The sequence below is a fragment of the Bacteroides sp. M10 genome (assembly GCF_014334015.1).
Classification (GTDB): domain Bacteria; phylum Bacteroidota; class Bacteroidia; order Bacteroidales; family Bacteroidaceae; genus Bacteroides; species Bacteroides intestinigallinarum.
Genome location: NZ_CP060488.1, coordinates 5,385,710 through 5,405,965, shown reverse-complemented (window position 1 = coordinate 5,405,965; position 20,256 = coordinate 5,385,710). Strand labels below are relative to the sequence as shown.

Genomic DNA, 20,256 nt, shown 5'->3' with positions numbered 1-20,256 from the left:
TATGCTGTCAAAAATATACGAGGTCGCATATCGTGAGATAGCCAAACATTTAGGTGCGAAAGCATATATAAAATGGTTAAAGAACAAGGGAATTGAGATTGGAGATAATTTGGTTGTATATAATACAACAACGATTAATATTGATGTAACTCGACCTTCCTTGATAAGAATTGGGAATAATGTGGCAATCAATAGGAATTTCACATTAGTAACTCATGATTTTGTTTCTGGCATCTTTCGGAACTTATATAAGGATTTCATACCATCATCTGGACATGTAATTATAGGTGATAATGTCAGGTTTGGTATTAATTGTACGGTTCTAAAAGGTGTGACTATAGGAGATAATGTATTCATTGCTGCTGGTAGTATTGTGACAAAGGATGTACCTTCAAACTGTATTGCTGGCGGAGTTCCATGTAAACCCATAATCGGATTAGATGAATACTATGAGAAGCGAAAGAATAAGTGTATAAGCGAAGCGATGGCTTATGCCAAGAGTATTCAGGAACGATTTGACAGGAGGCCTGTCCTTACGGACTTTAGAGAAGAATTTGTCCTGTTTATTGATGGTGACAAAATTGAGGTTTATCCCGAATTAGCAGAAATAATAAAATTTCAATTGGGACCAGCTTATGAACATTACAAGAATAGTCATAAAGCTAAGTATAAAGATTTTGAAGATTTTTTGAAAGCAGCAGGTATAGAATGAAGGTTTCTTTTATAATTCCTATTTACAAAGTTGAGCAATACATTGATCAATGTGTAGAAAGCATACTGTGCCAGACGTACTCTGATATAGAAGTGATGCTTGTTGATGACGGCTCACCAGACAACTGTCCGGCCAAGTGTGACGAATGGGCAAAGAAAGACAGTCGCGTAAAAGCACTACACAAGCTGAATGGCGGACTGTCGGATGCCAGAAACTATGGATTGGAATATGCAACAGGTGAGTATGTCGTGTTTGTGGATGGTGATGATTTTTGGCTGGGTAAAGACAATCTGGAGCATCTAGTTGCAAAAGCAAAGGAGTTTCCAGAGGTTGACTTTATTGGCTTCAATTGCAGCTACTATTATTCAGACAGTAATACGTGCAAGCCGTGGGCGAAGTACGTTGATGAACTGGCAAAGCCACACAGCAACAGCGAAACAATTTGCCTGCTGACTAAGACAAGTTCAATTGTGATGAGTGCTTGTACTAAGATGATAAAAAAGCACGTATTGATTGAGAACAAAGTGAATTTCAAGAGAGGCCAGCTTTCGGAAGATATACCATGGTTTATCAATCTACTGGAAGCTTCGCAGAGTAGCCTTTTCGTCAACGAATATGTATATGCCTACAGGCAAGGAGTCGCTGGCTCAATTACACACAACATAGGACAACGCAACATAGATAGTTTGATAGATATTTTAGAGACAGAGATTGCTAAGATTGAATTTCGAAAGATTACGCAAGAAGCAAAGTTTTGTCTTTACTCTTTCCTTGCCTACGAATATAGTATAATCCTTGGTTATCTGGACTATCTTGATAGAGAGCTTGCAGAGAATAAGTATCAATATCTAAAGCAGTACAGCTATCTGTTGAACTATACCAAAGATCCTAAAGTAAAGAAGGTGGCAATAGCAAAGAAACTCTTTGGGCTAAGAGTGACAGCAAAATTGTTACAGTTGCGCATTAAACGAATGAAGAACTAATAGATATGAAGACGATTAAAATTTGCGGAATTACCACACGACCTGGCACGGCTAAGATTATGGTGCCGATGCTGACATATGTATCAGACTATGGCTATAATGGTTATATCATCTGTCAGCCGTGTGACGATTTTAGCGATAACAAGATAGCTCCCCTGACATACATCCCAGTAGAGATGAATCGTGGGGCCGTCAATCCCATCGAGGTTCTGAAATGCACATATAGACTATTTAAAATATTTAGAAGGGAACGCTTTGATGTAATACAGTACGCGTCATCAAATGCTAGCCTTTATGCAGCCATGGCAGGTTTCTTAGCTAGAACTCCAGTTCGTATATTCTGTCAGTGGGGCATGCCTTATCCTGATTATGTAGGATGGAAGCACAAGTTCTTTAAATTCTTGGAGAGGTTCACTTGTATGCTTTCTACTAATGTGCAACCTGACAGTCTGCTCAATCAAAAGTTGGCAATCAGAGAAGGACTTTTCCCTGATTGGAAAGGAAATGTGCTGGGTAAAGGTAGTGCTCAGGGAGTGAACATGTCACGGTTCAATATAGAGAAGAAGGCGGAATGGCGAAAAGAGATACATACACAGTATGGCATTGGCGAGAGCACAAAGGTCTTTTGCTTTGTTGGTAGAATAGTTCCTCAGAAGGGAGTGAACGAACTTCTGGAAGCTTTCATGCGGTTAGACAAGAGCGATACGTTCTTGTTTGTGGTGGGAGCCCCTGACGAAATAGATTCGTTGAACCAGTCGTTGTTGGCAAAGGCACGTTCCATGAACAATGTTGTATTCACAGGTGGTGTTAGCAATCCGGAGAAGTATCATGCTTCTGCAGATTATTTTGTTATTCCAAGTTATCGTGAGGGATTTCCAAATACAATCCTTGAGGCCGGAGCCCTTGGTATACCATCTATTGTAACTCGCATCAATGGGATGATTGATTTAATAGAAGATAGAAAAACAGGCTTTGTCTGTGATGTCAAATCTGCTGATTCATTATATGCAGCAATGCTTATGGCATACGCACTTGGCAAAGATGAGTATAAGCAGTTGTCCGAGAATGTATATGCAAAAGTGAAGAATAACTTTGATTCGGAGTACGTCAAAAAGTTTTTCTTGGAAGATAGAAATCGTCTGACTGTTCATTTACGTAAATAATTGTAGTTAGTCGAATAAAGGTAAGCGTCCAAAACTGACGCCATTAACGGCATCGGCATTAATAAATTAAAAAACAAATTTGATTATGACATACTTTAACGAAAAACGTCAAAAACGGCTTTCTAAAAGACTATATGTCATTTTTAGACGCTAACGAATTATGCTAATATGGTTTCTGATAACATCTTTTGGCTACAAGCCAATGTTAAATTCAATCGAATTATTTAACTATACTCAGTTTAGGGCACTCTAAGTGTCTTTCCAAAGGTGGATGCTCTAATTTGAGTGTTATCGGTTGGAATAGGAAGAACGGTTAAAAAATGGCTAAAAGTTGATAAGTTCGAATCAAGAATTAAAATTATGCTCATGTATAGAAGCTTTTTTAAACCACTTATCGGTATCACGCTATCAATCTTAGGTTTGGCAGTGTGTGGGTTGCCGATGTTGATTATTGCTATTGCTATCAAAATGGATAGTCCTGGTCCTGTGTTGTTCCGTCAAGAACGTCTTGGCAAGGGAATGAAGGAGTTCAGGATTTGCAAGTTTAGAACAATGTGTAATCACGCTTTTGAAAAGGGAGGTGTGGCAACTTCGGCTAGTGATAGCAGAATTACTAGGGTCGGTGCTGTCCTTCGGAGGACAAGTCTTGATGAATTGCCACAGATGTTCAACGTCATTATTGGACAGATGGCGATAATCGGACCGAGACCAATTTTGGATTTTGAGTTTGAGCCATACAAGGATGATGCTCGCTTCCTCAAGCGATATGATGTGGCTCCTGGCATGTTCTGCACCATCGATGTGTATGACCGTGCTGCAGAGCGTGATTTGCAGATGGAGTTTGATGCTGACTATGTAGAGCAGCAGAGCCTGTGGCTCGATGTCAAGATTTTCTTTGGTATAATCAAAGTGGTCTTGACAGGTGACGGTGTTTATAAAGACGAAAGTAAATACAAGAAGAACAATGAATAACAGTTATAATGGACATCTATGCATTGTATTTGCCTTGGAGCATTACAATCCGCTGAATATGATTCGTGCCTTCGGTGAGAATGGTATCAATCCAGTGTATATTTCGGTGAAACGTCGTTACGAGACGGCTTGCCTCAGTAAGTATATCTCAAAACTTCACCGTGTTGGCTTGGTAGAGGAGGGATATGAATTGCTGATGAACACGTATGGCAATGTGGCTGTCGAGACGGGCAAAAAACCGTACATTGTGTTCTCAGATGACAAATCGGTGGGATACTTTGACTTGCATTACGACGAGTGGAAGGACAAGTTCATTACTTACAATGCCGGCCGAGCTGGTCGCATCAATGAGTTCATGGATAAGTACGAGATTCAGCAGTTGGCAAAGAAGCATGGATTTAATGTGCTGGATAGTTACGTGATTAGCAAGGAAGACCCGTTGCCGGAAGGTCTGTGGTATCCAATTATCACGAAGGATATTTCGCCAAACTCAGGCAACTGGAAGAACGACGTTTTTGTTTGCTGGAACGAACAGGAGTTGAAGGATGCCATCAAGCAAATAGCAAGTCCGTTGATTATGATTCAACACTTTGTGGACAAGCAAAATGAGATGGCTTTGGAAGGATATACAATTAATCATGGAAAGGATATACAGATTATCACCCAGATGAAATGGAAGTATCTGATTCAGGGTTACTATTCGCCTTACCATGATGTGTGTATGTTCGAGGATAAGGAGATGGAGGAGAAGTTGCAAGCGATGTTTGAGGAGATTGGCTATGAAGGAATATTTGAGGTGGAGTTCCTGATAGATAAGGACGGAACGTACTATTTTATGGAAACCAACTTCCGTGCTTCGGCCTGGAATCCGACCTGTAAGTTTGCTGGAATGCCGCTAGACTATCTCTGGGTGAAAGGCATGGAGAATGGCTACATCGCCCCTGCTGACAGGAAAGAGTTTGAGCCGTTCACCTCAATGAGCGAAGTGATTGACTTTGGCAAGCGAGTTGATGGTGGAATGGTGAGCTTGGCAGAATGGCTACGCGACTTCAAGGATGCAAAGTGCGTGTATATTTATGATAAAGAAGATCGTGCCCCATGGGATGCGGTGATAAAAAATTGGGAGCAATTTAAGTAGTTTTCAAAATGAGAAGAGTTCTGATAATCGGCGACGATAGCTATATTGGAATCAAGATAAAGGCTTGGCTCGACATCTTTTCTACGGAGTATAAGACTGGTATTGTGTCTTCAAGAGATGGTCGCTGGAAGACAGAAGCGGATTTCAGCCAGTACGAGACTGTAGTGAATCTGGCAGGTTTGGCTCACATCAACAATATAACCGAAGAGATGCGTCCGAAGTTCTATGCCATCAACTGCGACCTGCCGATTACTCTCGGCAAATGGGCGAAGGAACATGGTGTGAAGCACTTTATTCACTTCAGTTCGATGAATGTTTACGGTGATTTCTGTGATGACCTGAAGAGTCGTGACTGTGAGAAACCAACCAGTTTCTATGGCGATAGCAAGTATCAAGGTGACTTGGGATTGCGAGAACTTGAAGATAAAACGTTCAAAGTGTCTTATGTCCGTCCTCCGTTTGTTTATGGTAAAGGTTGTAAAGGCAATTATAACACCGTAGTAAAGCTTGCGTTGAAAGTTCCATTCTTTCCAAATTATCCGAACAAGAAGAGCATGATTTATATCGACAACCTCTGCGAATTCATCCGCATGGTGATTGACACAGAGCTTGATGGTGTGTTGACTCCGCAGAATAAAGAGTTGGTCTCGACTTGTGACTTGATTCAAGCAATAGCAATGGCTCACGGCAGGGTATTACACACTCCTTCTATATTCAATCCTATCATCTGGATTGCCGTGAAGATGACGCGAAAGATTCGCAGAGGATTGGGAAACGACAACTACACCCAGAAACTCTCGGACTACTTTAATTATCAATATTGTGTGGTTAGTTTCAGAGATTCTGTTGAACAAACAGAAAATGATAAATAAAGAATGTATCGTCATGGGGAGCAGCAGACCGAGGATGCGGACTGTGAGGCGGTGAATTCCGAATCCTGTAGGGATGTGATAATCCTGAAACCGGATTCTCTGCCTGATACATCATTGAGATTGGTGAGGATGTGGAGCCGAAAGAGCACTACTTCAAGCGCTGTATATTCTGCCACTACTCTCCGTTACGTAGGTTTCCCCAGTTCGTCTTCCATAACCGTGGTCGCTGCACTAGGGAGGCGGAGCAGAAATGCCTTGAGGATGTGACGCGCAAGATATACCTTTATCCTGATGGGGTATCACTGTATAAGTGCTATGACGTGTGCGAGCTGATTGTCCGTGTGGTCTGTCTGCTCCACATGCGAAGGTCGTTGTATAAACTTAGGCAGGTATCGAATGGTGCAGGGAGGATTATCTGGATCGTAGACATGCTTTTCTACGAGGGTAGGGAGATAAAGAGGCGTTACTGGGACCCGGAAGTGGAAAGGTGTTTTGCCTGCCTGTAATCGGTGTTTGTCAACATCTGCAATCATAAACTCAATCTACAACAGTATCTGTGCGACGTCTTCCGTCGGATAAAGAATACGGATGAACTTGTATATCTCCTTCCCCCATAAATGGCAGCTACTGGTTGCTATTGTATAAAGTCGATAAGTAAACAATATGTTAAATAACTATAAAAATAAATGCTTTAGGCTTGTAACGGGTCTAAAGTGACTGCTTACAAATAAAGACAAATGCAATGAAATATTTATTAGTAGTAGCACATCCCGATGACGAAGTTCTCGGGGCAGGTGCATCCATGTGGAGGTGGTCGCATAATGGCAATACGGTTGACGTGGCAATAATGTGTACGGAGGCAAAGGCTCGTGCATTTCGTCCCGAAGACAAGGAATTGGATGATGACTTGAATGCATCTGCTGGTTTCTTGGGTATACATAAGAAGTATGAGGCAACCTTCCCAAATATTGAGATGAATACTGTGCCTCATTTGAAGCTGGTGCAGTTCATTGAGAAAGCAATCCGTGAAAGTGAACCAGATATTATTATTACTCATCATCCAGCTGATACCAACAATGATCATTTGCAGACTTCAATGGCTTGTCAGGAGGCTATCCGTTTGTTCCAACGTCAGCCAAGTGTGAAGCCAGTGAAAGAATTTTGGTATATGGAAGTTCCTTCATGTAGTGAATGGGCTATCAATGATGCCATGAATTTATTCCGTCCTAACTGTTATGTTGAGGTGGGTATGGAAGGCGTGAAAGCAAAGTGCAAGGCGTTGGCAATGTACCGTGGTGTTATGCGGCCTTACCCTCATCCTCGTAGCAATGAATATATTGAGGGATTAGCAGCAATGCGAGGCAGTCAATGGGGATGTAAGTATGCTGAAGCATTTCAAGTTGTATTGAGAAGATATTAATGTGTAGTTTATGGAGTTTATGAAAGGTCTATGGGCATTTTGCTTTTACCTCTTTGTTCCTAGAAGAGCAAAGAGGATGCTCAATAATTGAATGTATAGTATGGAAATAAATAAACAATTGCTTGAAGTTCTCTTTGTAGAGGCTAAAGAGAGCCCACGTTTACGCCAAAACTTCGATTTACGCACTTCACCAAATGACACGAGCCAGAGAATGCTCAATGCTTTACTTCCAGGTACAGTTGTCCCTATTCATCAACATGAGAATACTACCGAAACAGTAATCTGCCTGTGTGGTAAGTTGGACGAAGTAATCTATGAGGAAGTAATTCTGTATGAGAATGGTGTGGAGGAACTTACACAAGGTATGGACGCTCAAGATGTAGCTCGTAAGGTTGAGTATCGAGAAGTACAGCGTATCCATCTCAATCCCACAGAAACCAAATATGGTTGTCAGGTACCAAAGGGGGTATGGCATACTGTGGAAGTGATTGAACCATCTGTCATTTTTGAGGCTAAAGATGGAGCTTATGTTCGTTAAACGATGAAAAACAGATGAAATGAATAGGAAGTACTGAAAGTACTTTCAATACGTTATGTTAAAATTGAACATTTACAGTGAAATGGAAAAATGTAGGTCCCTAGATTCATGTGACAAACATGAATCCCTACATTTAGTAGATTAGGAGCAATATAGTGGTATTGTCCTAATCTCGCTCTTCATATTAGTGTTAACACTAATATGATTTCCAAAAATACCAACTGTCTGTGAAGATCGTTGATATTTTTTATACAATAAGCTAGTGGTGGAAACCTAAAAGGATGCTATTTCTGCATATTCATTCACCGCATCAAAACACGGACATCCTTTCATCGGATTTAAGTCCCGGTGTCCCACGACCAGTGCTTTCGGAAACTGCCTTTTCAACTCCCTCAACAAAGCAAGCAAAGCTCCTTTTTGTTCCAGTGTACGCGTATCTTTCGGTTTTCCGTTCGCATCCAGCCCTCCCTCATAACAAACACCAACCGAATGGGCATTATGATTACGGCAGTGTGCCCCGATTTTTTCTAACGCACGTCCCCGGTGGATCTCCCCATCACGAGTAATGTAAAAATGATAGCCAATATCACGGAAACCACGGTGCAAGATATGATCCTGTCGGCAAGCCTCCGCCGAAAGGGACTTTCCTTCCGGCGTGGCACTGCAATGAATGATAATTAATGTAATAGTCCGCATGGGGTTACATGCAACTTTGTATTCCGAACACACCTCCGATGGCGGTGGCTACAGTGATAATGATTTTGAGAACTAAGCTCCATACTGAGCGGGAAGATGATGATTTACTCATACAATAACAGGTTTTAAATAAATTAATAATAGTTTTCTTTTACCACAGATTTACCGTAGGTTTGCCATGGATTTAGCACAGATCTACACAGACTCACACAGATAAATAATCGACTACTTTAACAACTACCAATTCAATATAATCTGTGGAAATCTGTGTAGTCTGTGGTGAATCTTTTAGGCAGCCGGGTCAGGCGCTTCGCCACCTCCATCCGGTTTCGGATCAGGGTTGTCACCCGAATCAGAACCTCCTCCGGCAGTTGTCGGTTTCTGATATTCCGCCTGCTGCTTCAACTGGCTGTCGAGTTTCAGATTATTGGTCGACAGATTACCGGTGGCACGGGCTTTCAAACGCATGCCGCTAATATTCTTCTCCAACGAGAACTCTTCCAGCGTATCGGCTGCCTTACTACGAATACCCACACCAAAAATGGCAAGATCATCAATTTTCACACACTTGCCGTCTAGCAACAATTCCTTGATGCAATCTACCATATCCGAAAGCACACCTTTGATGACACCACCGGAATACGGTGAATTGTGCTTCGACATATGTTCGGCAAGCTTTGCCAAATCAAACGTCTCGTCGCTTACTGCACGGGCGAACCACTTACCCGCATTCAAGCCTTTCTTCTGCTGGTTCTGATAAATTTTGTAACGAATCATAAAACAATAAATTAAAGGGTTAAACATATTGTCCGGGGCTTCTTTTCCCTTTCGACGATACAAAAATACTACTCCGGATCTCCCGGAAATCAGCTGTGCACGGTTGTGTCTGGTAGCGGTCGGTTATTTGTCATTATAGTCGGTTATTCAATGGAAAAACGTTGGTTATATAGTCGTTTTTTGTTATTTTTGTAACAGTAAATCAGAAATATATCCATCATGAGTGAATTTAAAATACGTGCTTACGGGCGCATGGAACTGGCGCAACTCTATTCTCCACAACTAACTGACATCGCTGCCTATCGAAAAATGAAGAAATGGATCTCTTTGTGTCCCGGACTTCTGCAACGCCTGTACGACTTAGGCTACGAATCAAAGCGACGCTCATTCACACCGTTGGAGGTGAGAGTCATTGTGGATGCTTTAGGAGAGCCTTAAATAAAGCGTCGCTTTATGGTGTATAAAGCACCGCTTTACGATGTCTAAAGCTTAGCTTTACACCTCCTAAAGCGATGCTTTATGAAAGAAAAACGATTGTATCAGTCAAAACGGATGCGGTAATTGAAATGACTACCGTATCCGTAAGTAAAACGGGTACAGTAGGTACACTTTTTCCGGTTCACTCATACACACACGCACGCGCATACAACCCTTTACCGTCCATACTGATTAATTTTCCGTGTTTGGTGAGCCGTTTCAGCCAAGTGAGGGCTGTGTTTTCTTTAATTCCCATGGCAACTGCTTCTTCCAGTAACTGGGTACGAGTAAATTCATCACCCAGTTTCTGGAAAAGATAATCACGATCGGCATTAGGACGATGGCTGACTTCTGTACTGGGGAGGAACGATAGAATATGCGTGGCATGACAGTAGAGAGGTTCCGCAAGACTAAGCACAGCATGAAAGTCTTCCTGTGAAATGGATACATCCCAACGAGTGATGATGTCATCTTTGCGGTTGTCCGCAGGAATCTCCTTGTCCGGTGTGAAAGGAGAGGTGGGAGAGGTCTTGAAGTCGTAGGGCTGCGGGCTTTCGAGGGCACGCAATACGGCTACTTCCGACATGATTCTGCATAGATTGACGGCCAGACGTGCCACAAAACTATACATTTCCCTTCCATTAGCTACACTGGAGCGTTCAAACAAGTCGGAAAAGACGGTGTCGATTTCTTCTTTTTGTTCATCCGTAAGTTGCAGGGTATGAATGCCGTGTGTTTTTATCACGCTCAACTTTTCTTTCCATTCCAGTCCCATAGCGGTGAATATCTCCTCCCAATCTATCTCGTTGTCCATAAATTGGCTGATCCATTTACTGATTCCGCACATGTAATAATATAATTGGCGGGAGTATGATCCGTCTTCTGCCGTCGGAATGAAAGTTTGCACCTGCGACGGCGTACCCGAAATCAGGACGGAAAGATAGCTTTTCTTCACTTCCCGGTATTCCTGGTCGGTGCGGCGGTTGTAGGACAAGCGGTCGTGGTCGAACGCTTTGCGCAGGGTATCGCTCCAATGACCGTGGTCCGATCCGATGGCGGTGGAAAGGGTGTCCGCTTCCGCTTCGCAGATAAGTCCGGTTCCGTCGGAGTCCATGATGTTTTGTAGGATACCCGTACCGGTGTTGTTGCCCGAAATGAGGAACATCCTGTTAGGGGGCATTTGTGGAGCCTCCTTTTTGGTTCGTTCTTTTCCCATTGCATCGTACTCGGCTTTCTCTTTTTTGTATGCTTTCATCTGTATGGTCACTTCTTTGCGGATCTCGTCGTGGATAGGTTCCACGAGTAAGCGGATGTAGGAAAGGATACCTTTGCCGGAAGCCGAAGGAGCCACTACGAAACATTGGAGGCTGGGGTGATGGTATTTGCCGCCATATAGGCATCGCACGTGGCGCGACATACAAGCACCCAGGGCAGTGAGCGCTCCCAATAACATGATGTCGTGTTGTATTGGGCTGCTCCCGGCTTTTATGATACGTTGCAAAAATTCCGGCCAGTTGTTTTTCGGAAAAGTGGGCAATTGATGTTGCGGTTCACTGCCCGGCAATAGTTCTTCTTCCCCTTCTCTTTCTTCGGAGATATTGTCATTCCCTACCTTATTATACGCGCCCGTGTGTGGGGGAAATTTGCGTGCTGTACCTGCTGTACCTTTTGTACCTGTGGGATGTTTGGGCATTTCTTCTATGCAGATGCTTACTCCCGTCGCTTCGGCCAGGTGGAAAGCGGTGCCCAAGTGCACTTCTCCACGTTGGGTGTGGAGTGCGTTGGAGAATACCCGTTCGGCATGTTCGCGCTGATACTTGGGAGACACCCGGCACAGGCGATGGAAAAAGTCACGTCCTGCTTCACCGCAATCCGTTGCGATGGCGAATGACAATTGTACGTATTCAAGATAAGTGGGAGCAATGTCCGCTCCTGCCGCTTCGACTGCTTCGGTGAGACGGCATAAAGATTCAATATCGGTCATGTTTTGATTTTTATAAAATAATGTTTAATTATTCTCGTTTACTTGGTTCTGAACAATGCTTCCGGGTCGTAACTAAGGAAACAGGATCTCACGAGGTCTTTGCCGGAGAAATCTACTTTGGATTTCGTTTCGGAAGAAACCGCTGTTACCGTATTGTATGCCGTCTCTACGTACCGCATCGCCCAACTCATGTTTTCTGTGATATTTTTTGTATCATTTGTCGTGGAGGAATAATGGCAAGGAACAAATGCCTTTACACCCAGTCCGCTGGGGCTGATAAAGGTGAGTACAGGTTGTAGGAGAGGATCGTCATAGAGCATACGTCGCATTTCTACTGCTTCCTGATAAGAGTGGAGACCGTCCACATCTACTATCACCAGATGAGACGGGGAGACGAAATCCTTACAGCTACGGCGGGTGAATGTGCCGCAAGGGGTCACATACGGAAGCAATGATGCTTTGGCGGCTCGTATATCTGTGGCATTCCGTACTTGTGCGGTCAGGGTTTTGAGATTCTCATTGCAAGTAATCATTTGGAAAACTTGTTCGATGGAGACTTCGCAGAAGGGGATAAGCGTGGGAGGAGTCATCAGTCGGCCTTGTTTGTCTTTGATGGGAGCGATAGGTGGCATAAAATAGGACATTCTGTAGTTGTTTGACATCATTTTCTTTTTGTTATAAGTTAAAATGTTTATTTTTGCAAAAAATATGAGGGTGTTTCAAAAACACGGCATGAAGGTAGTAATAACAAAATAGACTCTACCCTGATATGTGAGGATAAAAGTTAAAATATTTAATTATTAAAGTGTGTATTTAACAACAAAAAACAAAGATGAAAAAGAAAACGGTTTGTTGCAGTGATTTGGGAGCTTATATTAATGAGTTGCTTAAACGTGCGAAATTGAAAAATGAGTATGTATGCGAGACCCTGGGTATGGGACATGATGTTTTGAATGGCATAAAAAAGGGCTAAATCTCCCATTGAACGATTATATAAAAGTAATGAATCTCTGTTTGAATGCCTACAACGAAGAGGAGATTGAACTGATTTTGAATACGTTGGTGAGAATGTATCTGCGCTACTACAAGAAGAGGATAGTGGAGTAATCCGTGAAATAATTGATAGAAAATCCCGGCTGAATAAATAAAAACGGCCGGGATTTTTTTGTTTAGGATGTCTATTTGTCATTCTTGGGAAATATCAAATGGTAGCCATACCTTTTCCGTGTGCGATAACGAAAACACAAAAAATAACATTTTATTAGGTAGAAAAAGTTTGAGGAATGCTTCGTAGTTCACAAATAATGATTAAATTTGCCGCGATTTGTAATGCGGAGTTTGCAAAATGACGAATAATACTATAAAGCATCTAGGTATTGTGGAAAACATACAGGGTTCTCATCTGTCGGTGAGGATTGTCCAGACATCGGCTTGTGCGGCATGTAGCGCAAAGGGGCATTGTTCCTCGGCGGATAGTAAGGACAAAATCATAGATATCATAGATACCGCAGCTTCTTCCTATCAGGTGGGAGAGAAGGTGATGGTGGTCGGCGAAACGTCGATGGGCATGATGGCGGTATTGTTGGCTTTCGTATTTCCTTTCGTACTTCTTATATTTTCGTTGTTTCTTTTGATGGCATTGATAGAGAATGAACTGTATGCAGCTCTTCTTTCTCTGGCTGTCCTTATACCTTATTATTTCGTTTTATGGCTTAACAAAACGCGACTCAAACAACAATTTTCATTTACTATAAAACCAATAAATAACTAAAAACATTATGAATTTGATTCTGATTGCAGTGATTTCATTGGGAGCTATAGCGCTCGTGCTGGCCGCTATTCTTTATGTGGCTTCCAAGAAATTTGCCGTGTATGAAGACCCGCGGATTGCCCAGGTGGGAGAAGTGCTTCCCCAGGCTAATTGTGGTGGATGTGGCTATCCCGGTTGTAGCGGCTTTGCCGACGCTTGCGTCAAAGCCGGTTCGCTGGATGGTAAATTCTGCCCCGTAGGCGGACAGCCTGTCATGGCACAAATTGCTGATATCCTAGGGCTTGCAGCCGGAGAAGCTGAACCGATGGTAGCAGTGGTAAGATGTAACGGAACGTGTATGAATCGTCCGCGTATTAATCAGTACGACGGTGCGAAGAGTTGCGCTATTGCCGCTTCGCTCTATGGTGGGGAAACGGGTTGTAGTTACGGATGTCTGGGGTGTGGTGACTGTGTGGCTGCCTGCCAGTTCGATGCCATCCACATGAATCCTGAAACAGGACTTCCGGAAGTGGATGAAGCGAAATGTACCGCTTGCGGTGCCTGTGTGAAGGCTTGTCCGAAGGCGATCATCGAAATCCGTCCGCAAGGAAAGAAATCACGCCGTGTGTATATCTCTTGTGTGAATAAAGACAAGGGAGCTGTGGCGCGCAAGGCTTGTACGGTGAGTTGTATCGGCTGTGGCAAATGCGTGAAGACTTGTCCGTTCGAAGCTATCACGTTGGAGAATAACTTGGCTTACATCGATCCGCACAAGTGCAAATCTTGCCGGAAATGTGTGGAAGTCTGTCCGCAGAATACCATTATCGAATTGAATTTCCCGCCGAGGAAACCGAAAGAAGAAGCTCCGGCTGCTCCAAAACCGGCTGCTGTTTCTAAAGAAGCGGTGGAAACTCCTGCACCGGCGGCAAAAGTGGAAACTCCTGCTGAAAAGGCTACAGAAGCTCCGAAAGTAACAGAATAATAACAGAATAAAATACAGAACTGTATGTTAAAGACATTTTCAATTGGTGGAGTTCATCCACACGAAAATAAATTGTCGGCACATCAACCTATTATCACAGCGGAAGTTCCTGCAAAGGCTGTTATTTTGCTGGGGCAGCACATTGGTGCGCCTGCAAAACCGGTTGTAGCGAAAGGGGATGTGGTAAAGGTAGGCACTAAAATTGCTGAACCTGCCGGCTTTGTTTCGGCGGCAATTCACTCTTCGGTCAGTGGTAAAGTGGCGAAGATTGATACTATTGTCGATGCCAGCGGTTATGCGAAACCTGCTATCTTTATCGATGTGGAAGGCGACGAATGGGAAGAAACAATCGACCGTAGCGCCACACTGGTGAAGGAATGTGAACTTCCGGCAGAAGAGATCGTGAAGAAAATTGCCGATGCCGGAATCGTTGGTCTGGGTGGTGCTTGTTTCCCTACACAGGTGAAACTTTGTCCTCCTCCTTCTTTTAAAGCTGAATGTGTGATTATCAATGCCGTAGAATGTGAACCTTATTTGACTGCCGACCATCAGCTGATGCTGGAACACGCGGAAGAAATCATGGTAGGTGTTTCCATCCTGATGAAAGCAGTGAAAGTGAACAAGGCATTTATCGGAATCGAAAATAATAAGCCCGATGCTATCGAACTGATGACCAAAGTAGCTTCCAGTTATGCAGGCATCGAAGTCGTTCCCTTGAAGGTGAAATATCCGCAAGGAGGTGAAAAGCAGCTGATCGATGCGATCACCAAACGTCAGGTGGCGAGCGGTGCGTTGCCTATCTCTACGGGAGCAGTCGTGCAGAACGTGGGAACGGCGTTTGCTGTTTATGAAGCTGTGCAGAAGAATAAACCGTTGTTTGAACGGGTGATTACCGTGACGGGAAAGTCGGTTGCGAAGCCGTCCAACTTCCTGGCCCGTATCGGTACACCGATGAAACAGTTGATTGACGCTTGCGGTGGTCTGCCCGAAGATACGGGTAAGGTGATCGGTGGCGGTCCGATGATGGGTAAGGCGCTCGTAAATATCGAGGTTCCTACTGCGAAGGGCAGTTCCGGCATCCTGATTATGAACCGGAAGGAAGCCAAACGCGGTGAAGCTCAAACCTGCATCCGTTGCGCGAAGTGCGTGAGTGCCTGTCCGATGGGACTGGAACCGTACTTGCTCGGAGCCTTGTCTGAAAACGGAGATTTTGAAACAATGGAAAAAGAAAGAATCATGGATTGCATCGAGTGCGGCTCTTGCCAGTTCACTTGTCCTGCCAACCGTCCGCTGCTCGACTATTGTCGTCTGGGTAAAGGCAAAGTGGGAGCTATGATTCGTGCACGTCAAGCTAAAAAATAACGAATATGGAAAATAAATTAATCGTATCACTATCGCCCCACGTTCATGGCGGAGACAGCGTACAGAAAAATATGTATGGCGTGCTGATTGCACTGATTCCGGCTTTTCTGGTGTCTCTCTATTTCTTCGGACTGGGTGCCCTGATTGTCACGGCTACTTCCGTTGCGGCTTGTTTGTTCTTCGAATGGGCGATCGGAAAATATTTAATGAAGAAACCGACCACCACCATCTGCGACGGCTCTGCCATCATCACAGGTGTGTTGCTGGCATTTAATTTACCGTCTAACTTGCCTATCTGGATTATCATCCTCGGTGCACTGTTTGCTATCGGTGTAGGCAAAATGTCTTTCGGCGGATTGGGCTGCAATCCTTTCAACCCGGCATTGGCAGGCCGCGTATTCCTGCTGCTTTCTTTCCCGGTGCAGATGACCAGCTGGCCGGTAGTCGGACAGTTGACCGCTTATACGGATGCTACCACCGGTGCCACTCCGCTGGCCTTGATGAAGCAAGCCATTTACGGTGACACTGCCGCTTTAAGCCAGATTCCGGACGCATTGACCTTGCTGATCGGACAGAATGGCGGATGCTTGGGTGAAGTGAGTGCACTGGCTCTGCTGATCGGACTCGTTTATATGCTCTGGAAGAAAATCATTACCTGGCATATTCCTGTGTCTATCCTGGCTACTGTGTTTGTCTTTGCAGGCATCATGCACCTGGCAGATCCGGAAAAATACGTTTCTCCGGTATTGCAGTTGCTTTCCGGTGGTCTGATGCTGGGTGCTGTCTTTATGGCAACCGACTATGTGACTTCTCCGATGAGTAAGAAAGGGATGCTGATCTATGGTGTATGTATCGGTCTGCTGACGGTAGTTATCCGTCTGTTCGGCGCCTATCCCGAAGGTATGTCGTTCGCCATCCTGATTATGAATGCGTTCACTCCGCTGATTAACACCTATTGTAAACCAAAACGCTTTGGGGAGGTAGCGAAGAAGAAATGAAAAAGTTAGAATCATCTTTAAAGAATATGTTGCTGGTACTTACGGGAGTGACTGCTATTTCCGTTGCGTTGCTGGCTTATGTAAATGAACTGACAAAAGGCCCCATTGCCGAAGCGAACGCGAAGACACTGAACGAGGCCTTGAAAAAGGTTCTTCCCGAATTTACCAATAATCCGGTAGCGGAAAGCGATACGATCTTCAGCGAGAAAGACGGAAAGAAGAATGTTGACTTTATCGTTTATCCGGCTAAGAACGGTGAAGAACTTGTAGGAACCGCTGTCGAAGCTAAATCAATGGGATTTGGCGGTGAACTGAAAGTGTTGGTAGGCTTTAATGCCGAAGGGAAAATCTATAACTACTCTCTGTTGGCTCACACGGAAACTCCGGGATTGGGCTCTAAAGCCGACAAATGGTTCGGAGCGTATGATCCTGCGAAAGGAGAAAAGGCAGTATCTCACGAAGAGAGTACGAAATCTATTTTGGGTATGAATCCGGGTGAAGCTCCGTTGACCGTCAGCAAAGATGGGGGAGCGGTGGATGCCATCACAGCTTCTACCATTACTTCACGCGCTTTCTTGAATGCCGTGAATGCTGCTTATCAAGCCTATAAGGCCGAAGGCGGGGAAGTGAATGGTGTAACCGGTGCTTCTCAAAAAGCGAAAGGCGCGGACGCAGATGCTGCTGACGCTGCTACGGGAGCTACGATCAAAGTTGAACTAACTGATTCAGTCAGTGCTAAATAAGAAAGGAGACAGATATGAATAACTTTAAAGTAATGATGAACGGGATTATCAAAGAGAATCCTACGTTTGTACTCCTGCTCGGTATGTGTCCTACATTGGGTACTACATCATCGGCTATCAATGGTATGGGTATGGGACTGGCTACCATGTTCGTATTGATCTGCTCGAATGTGGTGATCTCTTTAATAAAGAACCTGATTCCGGACATGGTGCGTATCCCATCGTTTATTGTGGTGATTGCGTCTTTCGTGACCTTGCTTCAAATGGTGATGCAGGCTTACGTGCCGGGACTGTATGCTACACTCGGTCTTTTCATTCCGTTGATTGTAGTGAACTGTATTGTACTGGGACGTGCCGAAGCCTTCGCTGCCAAGAATAACGCAGTTGCTTCTATGTTCGACGGTATCGGTATGGGGCTTGGCTTTACCATCGCCCTGACTTTACTGGGTGCTGTCCGCGAGTTTTTGGGAACCGGTAAAATCTTCGATTTGACCATCATGCCGGAAGAATATGGAATGTTGGTATTCGTATTGGCTCCGGGTGCTTTCATCGCTTTGGGATACCTCATTGCAATAATTAATAAATTGAGAACTGAAAATTGAGAATTGAGAAATAATAGATATGAACCATATTCTTAATTTCATTTTCACATTCTCTGATTTTTTAATTTTTAATTCTCAATTTTCAATTTAACAACTATGGAATATATATTGATATTTATTTCGGCAATCTTTGTAAACAACATCGTGTTGTCGCAGTTCCTGGGTATCTGTCCGTTCCTGGGCGTATCCAAGAAGGTGGAAACTGCGATGGGTATGAGCGCTGCGGTTGCTTTCGTGTTGACCATCGCTACCATCGTCACCTTCCTGATTCAGAAGTTTGTATTGGATGTTTTCGGACTGGGATACTTACAGACGATTACATTCATCCTGGTGATTGCCGGATTGGTGCAGATGGTGGAAATCATCCTGAAAAAGGTATCTCCGGCCCTGTATCAGGCTTTGGGTGTGTTCTTGCCGCTGATTACAACGAACTGTTGTATTCTTGGTGTCGCTATCCTGGTGATTCAGAAAGACTATGACCTGCTGACAGGTGTTGTATACGCGTTTTCTACGGCTATCGGCTTCGGTCTGGCACTGGTGCTTTTTGCCGGATTGCGCGAACAGATGAGCCTTGTGAAAATTCCGAAAGGAATGCAAGGAACTCCGATTGCTTTGATTACCGCCGGTTTGCTTGCTATGGCATTCATGGGATTCTCCGGCGTGGTGTAAGGATTTACAGTTGATAATTAAATAGAGGATTGGAAGCTCTGCTGTGTGGCGACATACAGGTTAGAGTTTCCAATTCTTTTTTATACCTAAATGCTACCAAATCGTACCTTAATTACTTTTCAGCAAATAAATTTGTGGCAGATTATTGCAATTCCATTTTATTTCCATACATTTGTAACTCAAACAATAATAAGCCGAGAAACTAACCATTTTTTATAAAGTATATGAAAGAAAGAATTTTAGTAACAGGCGGGACAGGATACATTGGGTCTCATACTGTTGTAGAACTACAAAACAGTGGATATGAAGTAATCATCATCGATAATTTATCAAATTCAAGTGCCGACGTTGTTGACAATATAGAGAAAGTTTCCGGTATTCGCCCAGTTTTTGAAAAGCTGGACTGTTTGGACTTTGCCGGTCTGGATGCAGTATTTGCAAAATATAAAGGAATTAAGGCAATCATTCACTTTGCAGCTAGCAAAGCAGTAGGAGAGTCGGTACAAAAACCGTTGCTTTACTACCGTAATAACCTGGTTTCTTTGATTAACCTTCTCGAACTGATGCCAAAACATGGAGTAGAAGGTATTGTGTTCTCTTCTTCTTGTACAGTATACGGTCAGCCGGACGAGCTGCCGGTAACGGAAAAAGCTCCGATCAAGAAAGCGGAATCACCTTATGGAAATACCAAACAGATCAATGAAGAGATTATTCGTGATACGGTAGCTTCAGGTGCTCCGATCAATGCGATCATGTTGCGCTATTTCAACCCGATTGGCGCGCATCCTACTGCATTGCTGGGTGAACTGCCTAACGGGGTTCCTCAAAACCTGATTCCATATCTGACCCAGACAGCCATCGGTATCCGTGAGAAACTTAGCGTGTTTGGTGACGATTATGATACACCGGACGGTTCTTGTATCCGTGACTTTATCAATGTCGTTGACTTGGCTAAAGCACACGTGATTGCTATCCGTCGTATCTTGGAAAAGAAACAAAAAGAAAAAGTAGAAGTATTTAATATTGGTACAGGACGTGGTGTTTCTGTATTGGAATTAATAAATGGCTTTGAAAAAGCCACTGGCGTAAAATTGAATTATCAGATTGTCGGACGTCGTGCAGGTGACATTGAAAAAGTTTGGGCTAACCCGGATTTTGCTAATAAAGAGCTGGGTTGGAAAGCCGTAGAAACTTTAGAAGATACTTTACGCTCTGCATGGAACTGGCAGCTGAAACTCCGTGAAAGAGGGATTCAATAAAAGAGAAACTTGTTTTAAATAACATAAAAGTTTAAACAAATCGTGCATGCGATTTGTTTAATTGATGCTAATCGACCTGAAGCTGTTTATGAGTATGCGAATATACGTAGATAGTACTTATGCCTCCCCGGCATAGACAGGAAAGATTGCATAGTAGTT

The 20,256-nt window shown here is 43.7% G+C and carries 23 protein-coding genes; 18 read left to right on the top strand and 5 right to left on the bottom strand.

Going from position 1 to position 20,256, the window contains the following annotated elements; genetic code table 11:
- Position 1: 1 nt before the first annotated feature.
- The 8 genes from H8796_RS19980 (at position 2) to H8796_RS19945 (ending at position 7,798) form a co-directional block, all read left to right on the top strand.
- Positions 2-712: a DapH/DapD/GlmU-related protein gene (locus tag H8796_RS19980; protein ID WP_117937202.1), complete on the top strand. Its 711-nt coding sequence runs from the start codon at positions 2-4 to the stop codon at positions 710-712.
- Positions 709-1,695, top strand: coding sequence for a glycosyltransferase family A protein (locus H8796_RS19975; protein WP_117937204.1), 987 nt, complete (start codon positions 709-711; stop codon positions 1,693-1,695). The genes H8796_RS19980 and H8796_RS19975 overlap by 4 nt, the downstream gene beginning before the upstream one ends.
- 5 nt (positions 1,696-1,700) lie before the next feature.
- Positions 1,701-2,858, top strand: a complete 1,158-nt coding sequence (locus H8796_RS19970; RefSeq protein ID WP_117937206.1) for a glycosyltransferase — start codon at positions 1,701-1,703, stop codon at positions 2,856-2,858.
- A 366-nt stretch (positions 2,859-3,224) separates the two neighbouring features.
- On the top strand, positions 3,225-3,830 hold the full coding sequence (locus tag H8796_RS19965; RefSeq protein ID WP_117937224.1) for a sugar transferase: 606 nt from the start codon (positions 3,225-3,227) through the stop codon (positions 3,828-3,830).
- On the top strand, positions 3,823-4,968 hold the full coding sequence (locus tag H8796_RS19960) for a biotin carboxylase (protein WP_117937207.1): 1,146 nt from the start codon (positions 3,823-3,825) through the stop codon (positions 4,966-4,968). Before H8796_RS19965 ends, H8796_RS19960 begins: the two co-directional genes overlap by 8 nt.
- 8 nt (positions 4,969-4,976) lie before the next feature.
- Entirely contained in the window at positions 4,977-5,840 is an 864-nt protein-coding gene (locus tag H8796_RS19955) for an NAD-dependent epimerase/dehydratase family protein (protein ID WP_117937209.1), read from the top strand.
- 742 nt (positions 5,841-6,582) lie between these two features.
- Positions 6,583-7,260 (top strand): PIG-L deacetylase family protein, encoded by a 678-nt coding sequence (locus H8796_RS19950; RefSeq protein ID WP_117937211.1) that lies wholly within the window; start codon positions 6,583-6,585, stop codon positions 7,258-7,260.
- Positions 7,261-7,360: 100 nt separating this feature from the next.
- Entirely contained in the window at positions 7,361-7,798 is a 438-nt protein-coding gene (locus H8796_RS19945; protein ID WP_117937226.1) for a WbuC family cupin fold metalloprotein, read from the top strand.
- A 273-nt stretch (positions 7,799-8,071) separates the two neighbouring features.
- Here H8796_RS19945 and H8796_RS19940 read toward each other — a convergent pair whose 3' ends face one another.
- The 3 genes from H8796_RS19940 to H8796_RS19930 all read right to left on the bottom strand — a co-directional run bounded on the left by H8796_RS19940 (position 8,072) and on the right by H8796_RS19930 (position 9,271).
- The gene (locus tag H8796_RS19940) at positions 8,072-8,494 is read right to left on the bottom strand and encodes an N-acetylmuramoyl-L-alanine amidase (protein WP_117937212.1); all 423 of its coding nucleotides are present in this window, start codon (positions 8,492-8,494) and stop codon (positions 8,072-8,074) included.
- Between the two features lie 4 nt (positions 8,495-8,498).
- Positions 8,499-8,606, bottom strand: coding sequence for a smalltalk protein (locus tag H8796_RS19935; RefSeq protein ID WP_158577288.1), 108 nt, complete (start codon positions 8,604-8,606; stop codon positions 8,499-8,501).
- 176 nt (positions 8,607-8,782) lie between these two features.
- On the bottom strand, positions 8,783-9,271 hold the full coding sequence (locus H8796_RS19930; protein ID WP_004303576.1) for a DNA-binding protein: 489 nt from the start codon (positions 9,269-9,271) through the stop codon (positions 8,783-8,785).
- 219 nt (positions 9,272-9,490) lie between these two features.
- Between H8796_RS19930 and H8796_RS19925 the strand changes: the two genes are divergently transcribed.
- Complete coding sequence (locus H8796_RS19925) at positions 9,491-9,709, top strand: DUF4248 domain-containing protein (RefSeq protein WP_004295574.1); 219 nt, start codon at positions 9,491-9,493, stop codon at positions 9,707-9,709.
- 181 nt (positions 9,710-9,890) lie between these two features.
- Here the strand turns inward: H8796_RS19925 and H8796_RS19920 are convergent, their stop codons facing one another.
- On the bottom strand, positions 9,891-11,732 hold the full coding sequence (locus H8796_RS19920) for a DUF3987 domain-containing protein (RefSeq protein ID WP_117937214.1): 1,842 nt from the start codon (positions 11,730-11,732) through the stop codon (positions 9,891-9,893).
- A gap of 38 nt (positions 11,733-11,770) precedes the next feature.
- On the bottom strand, positions 11,771-12,394 hold the full coding sequence (locus H8796_RS19915; protein ID WP_004303574.1) for a BT4734/BF3469 family protein: 624 nt from the start codon (positions 12,392-12,394) through the stop codon (positions 11,771-11,773).
- A 170-nt stretch (positions 12,395-12,564) separates the two neighbouring features.
- On the opposite strand from H8796_RS19915, the gene H8796_RS19910 reads away from it, so the two are divergent.
- The 9 genes from H8796_RS19910 (at position 12,565) to galE (ending at position 20,097) form a co-directional block, all read left to right on the top strand.
- Entirely contained in the window at positions 12,565-12,705 is a 141-nt protein-coding gene (locus H8796_RS19910; protein ID WP_004295577.1) for a hypothetical protein, read from the top strand.
- 372 nt (positions 12,706-13,077) lie between these two features.
- Complete coding sequence (locus H8796_RS19905) at positions 13,078-13,503, top strand: SoxR reducing system RseC family protein (protein ID WP_117513073.1); 426 nt, start codon at positions 13,078-13,080, stop codon at positions 13,501-13,503.
- Between the two features lie 7 nt (positions 13,504-13,510).
- Positions 13,511-14,464, top strand: coding sequence for a Fe-S cluster domain-containing protein (locus H8796_RS19900; RefSeq protein ID WP_004295582.1), 954 nt, complete (start codon positions 13,511-13,513; stop codon positions 14,462-14,464).
- A gap of 24 nt (positions 14,465-14,488) precedes the next feature.
- Positions 14,489-15,826, top strand: a complete 1,338-nt coding sequence (rsxC, locus tag H8796_RS19895; RefSeq protein WP_004295583.1) for an electron transport complex subunit RsxC — start codon at positions 14,489-14,491, stop codon at positions 15,824-15,826.
- Positions 15,827-15,831: 5 nt separating this feature from the next.
- Positions 15,832-16,824: an RnfABCDGE type electron transport complex subunit D gene (locus tag H8796_RS19890; RefSeq protein WP_004303572.1), complete on the top strand. Its 993-nt coding sequence runs from the start codon at positions 15,832-15,834 to the stop codon at positions 16,822-16,824.
- Positions 16,821-17,567 (top strand): RnfABCDGE type electron transport complex subunit G, encoded by a 747-nt coding sequence (locus tag H8796_RS19885; RefSeq protein WP_004309218.1) that lies wholly within the window; start codon positions 16,821-16,823, stop codon positions 17,565-17,567. The genes H8796_RS19890 and H8796_RS19885 overlap by 4 nt, the downstream gene beginning before the upstream one ends.
- A 14-nt stretch (positions 17,568-17,581) precedes the next feature.
- Entirely contained in the window at positions 17,582-18,169 is a 588-nt protein-coding gene (locus H8796_RS19880) for an RnfABCDGE type electron transport complex subunit E (protein ID WP_008998541.1), read from the top strand.
- Positions 18,170-18,265: 96 nt separating this feature from the next.
- A complete protein-coding gene (gene rsxA, locus H8796_RS19875; protein WP_004295587.1) occupies positions 18,266-18,838 on the top strand; it encodes an electron transport complex subunit RsxA in 573 nt (190 codons plus the stop codon).
- A 224-nt stretch (positions 18,839-19,062) separates the two neighbouring features.
- Positions 19,063-20,097, top strand: a complete 1,035-nt coding sequence (gene galE, locus H8796_RS19870) for a UDP-glucose 4-epimerase GalE (RefSeq protein WP_004295588.1) — start codon at positions 19,063-19,065, stop codon at positions 20,095-20,097.
- Positions 20,098-20,256 lie beyond the last annotated feature (159 nt).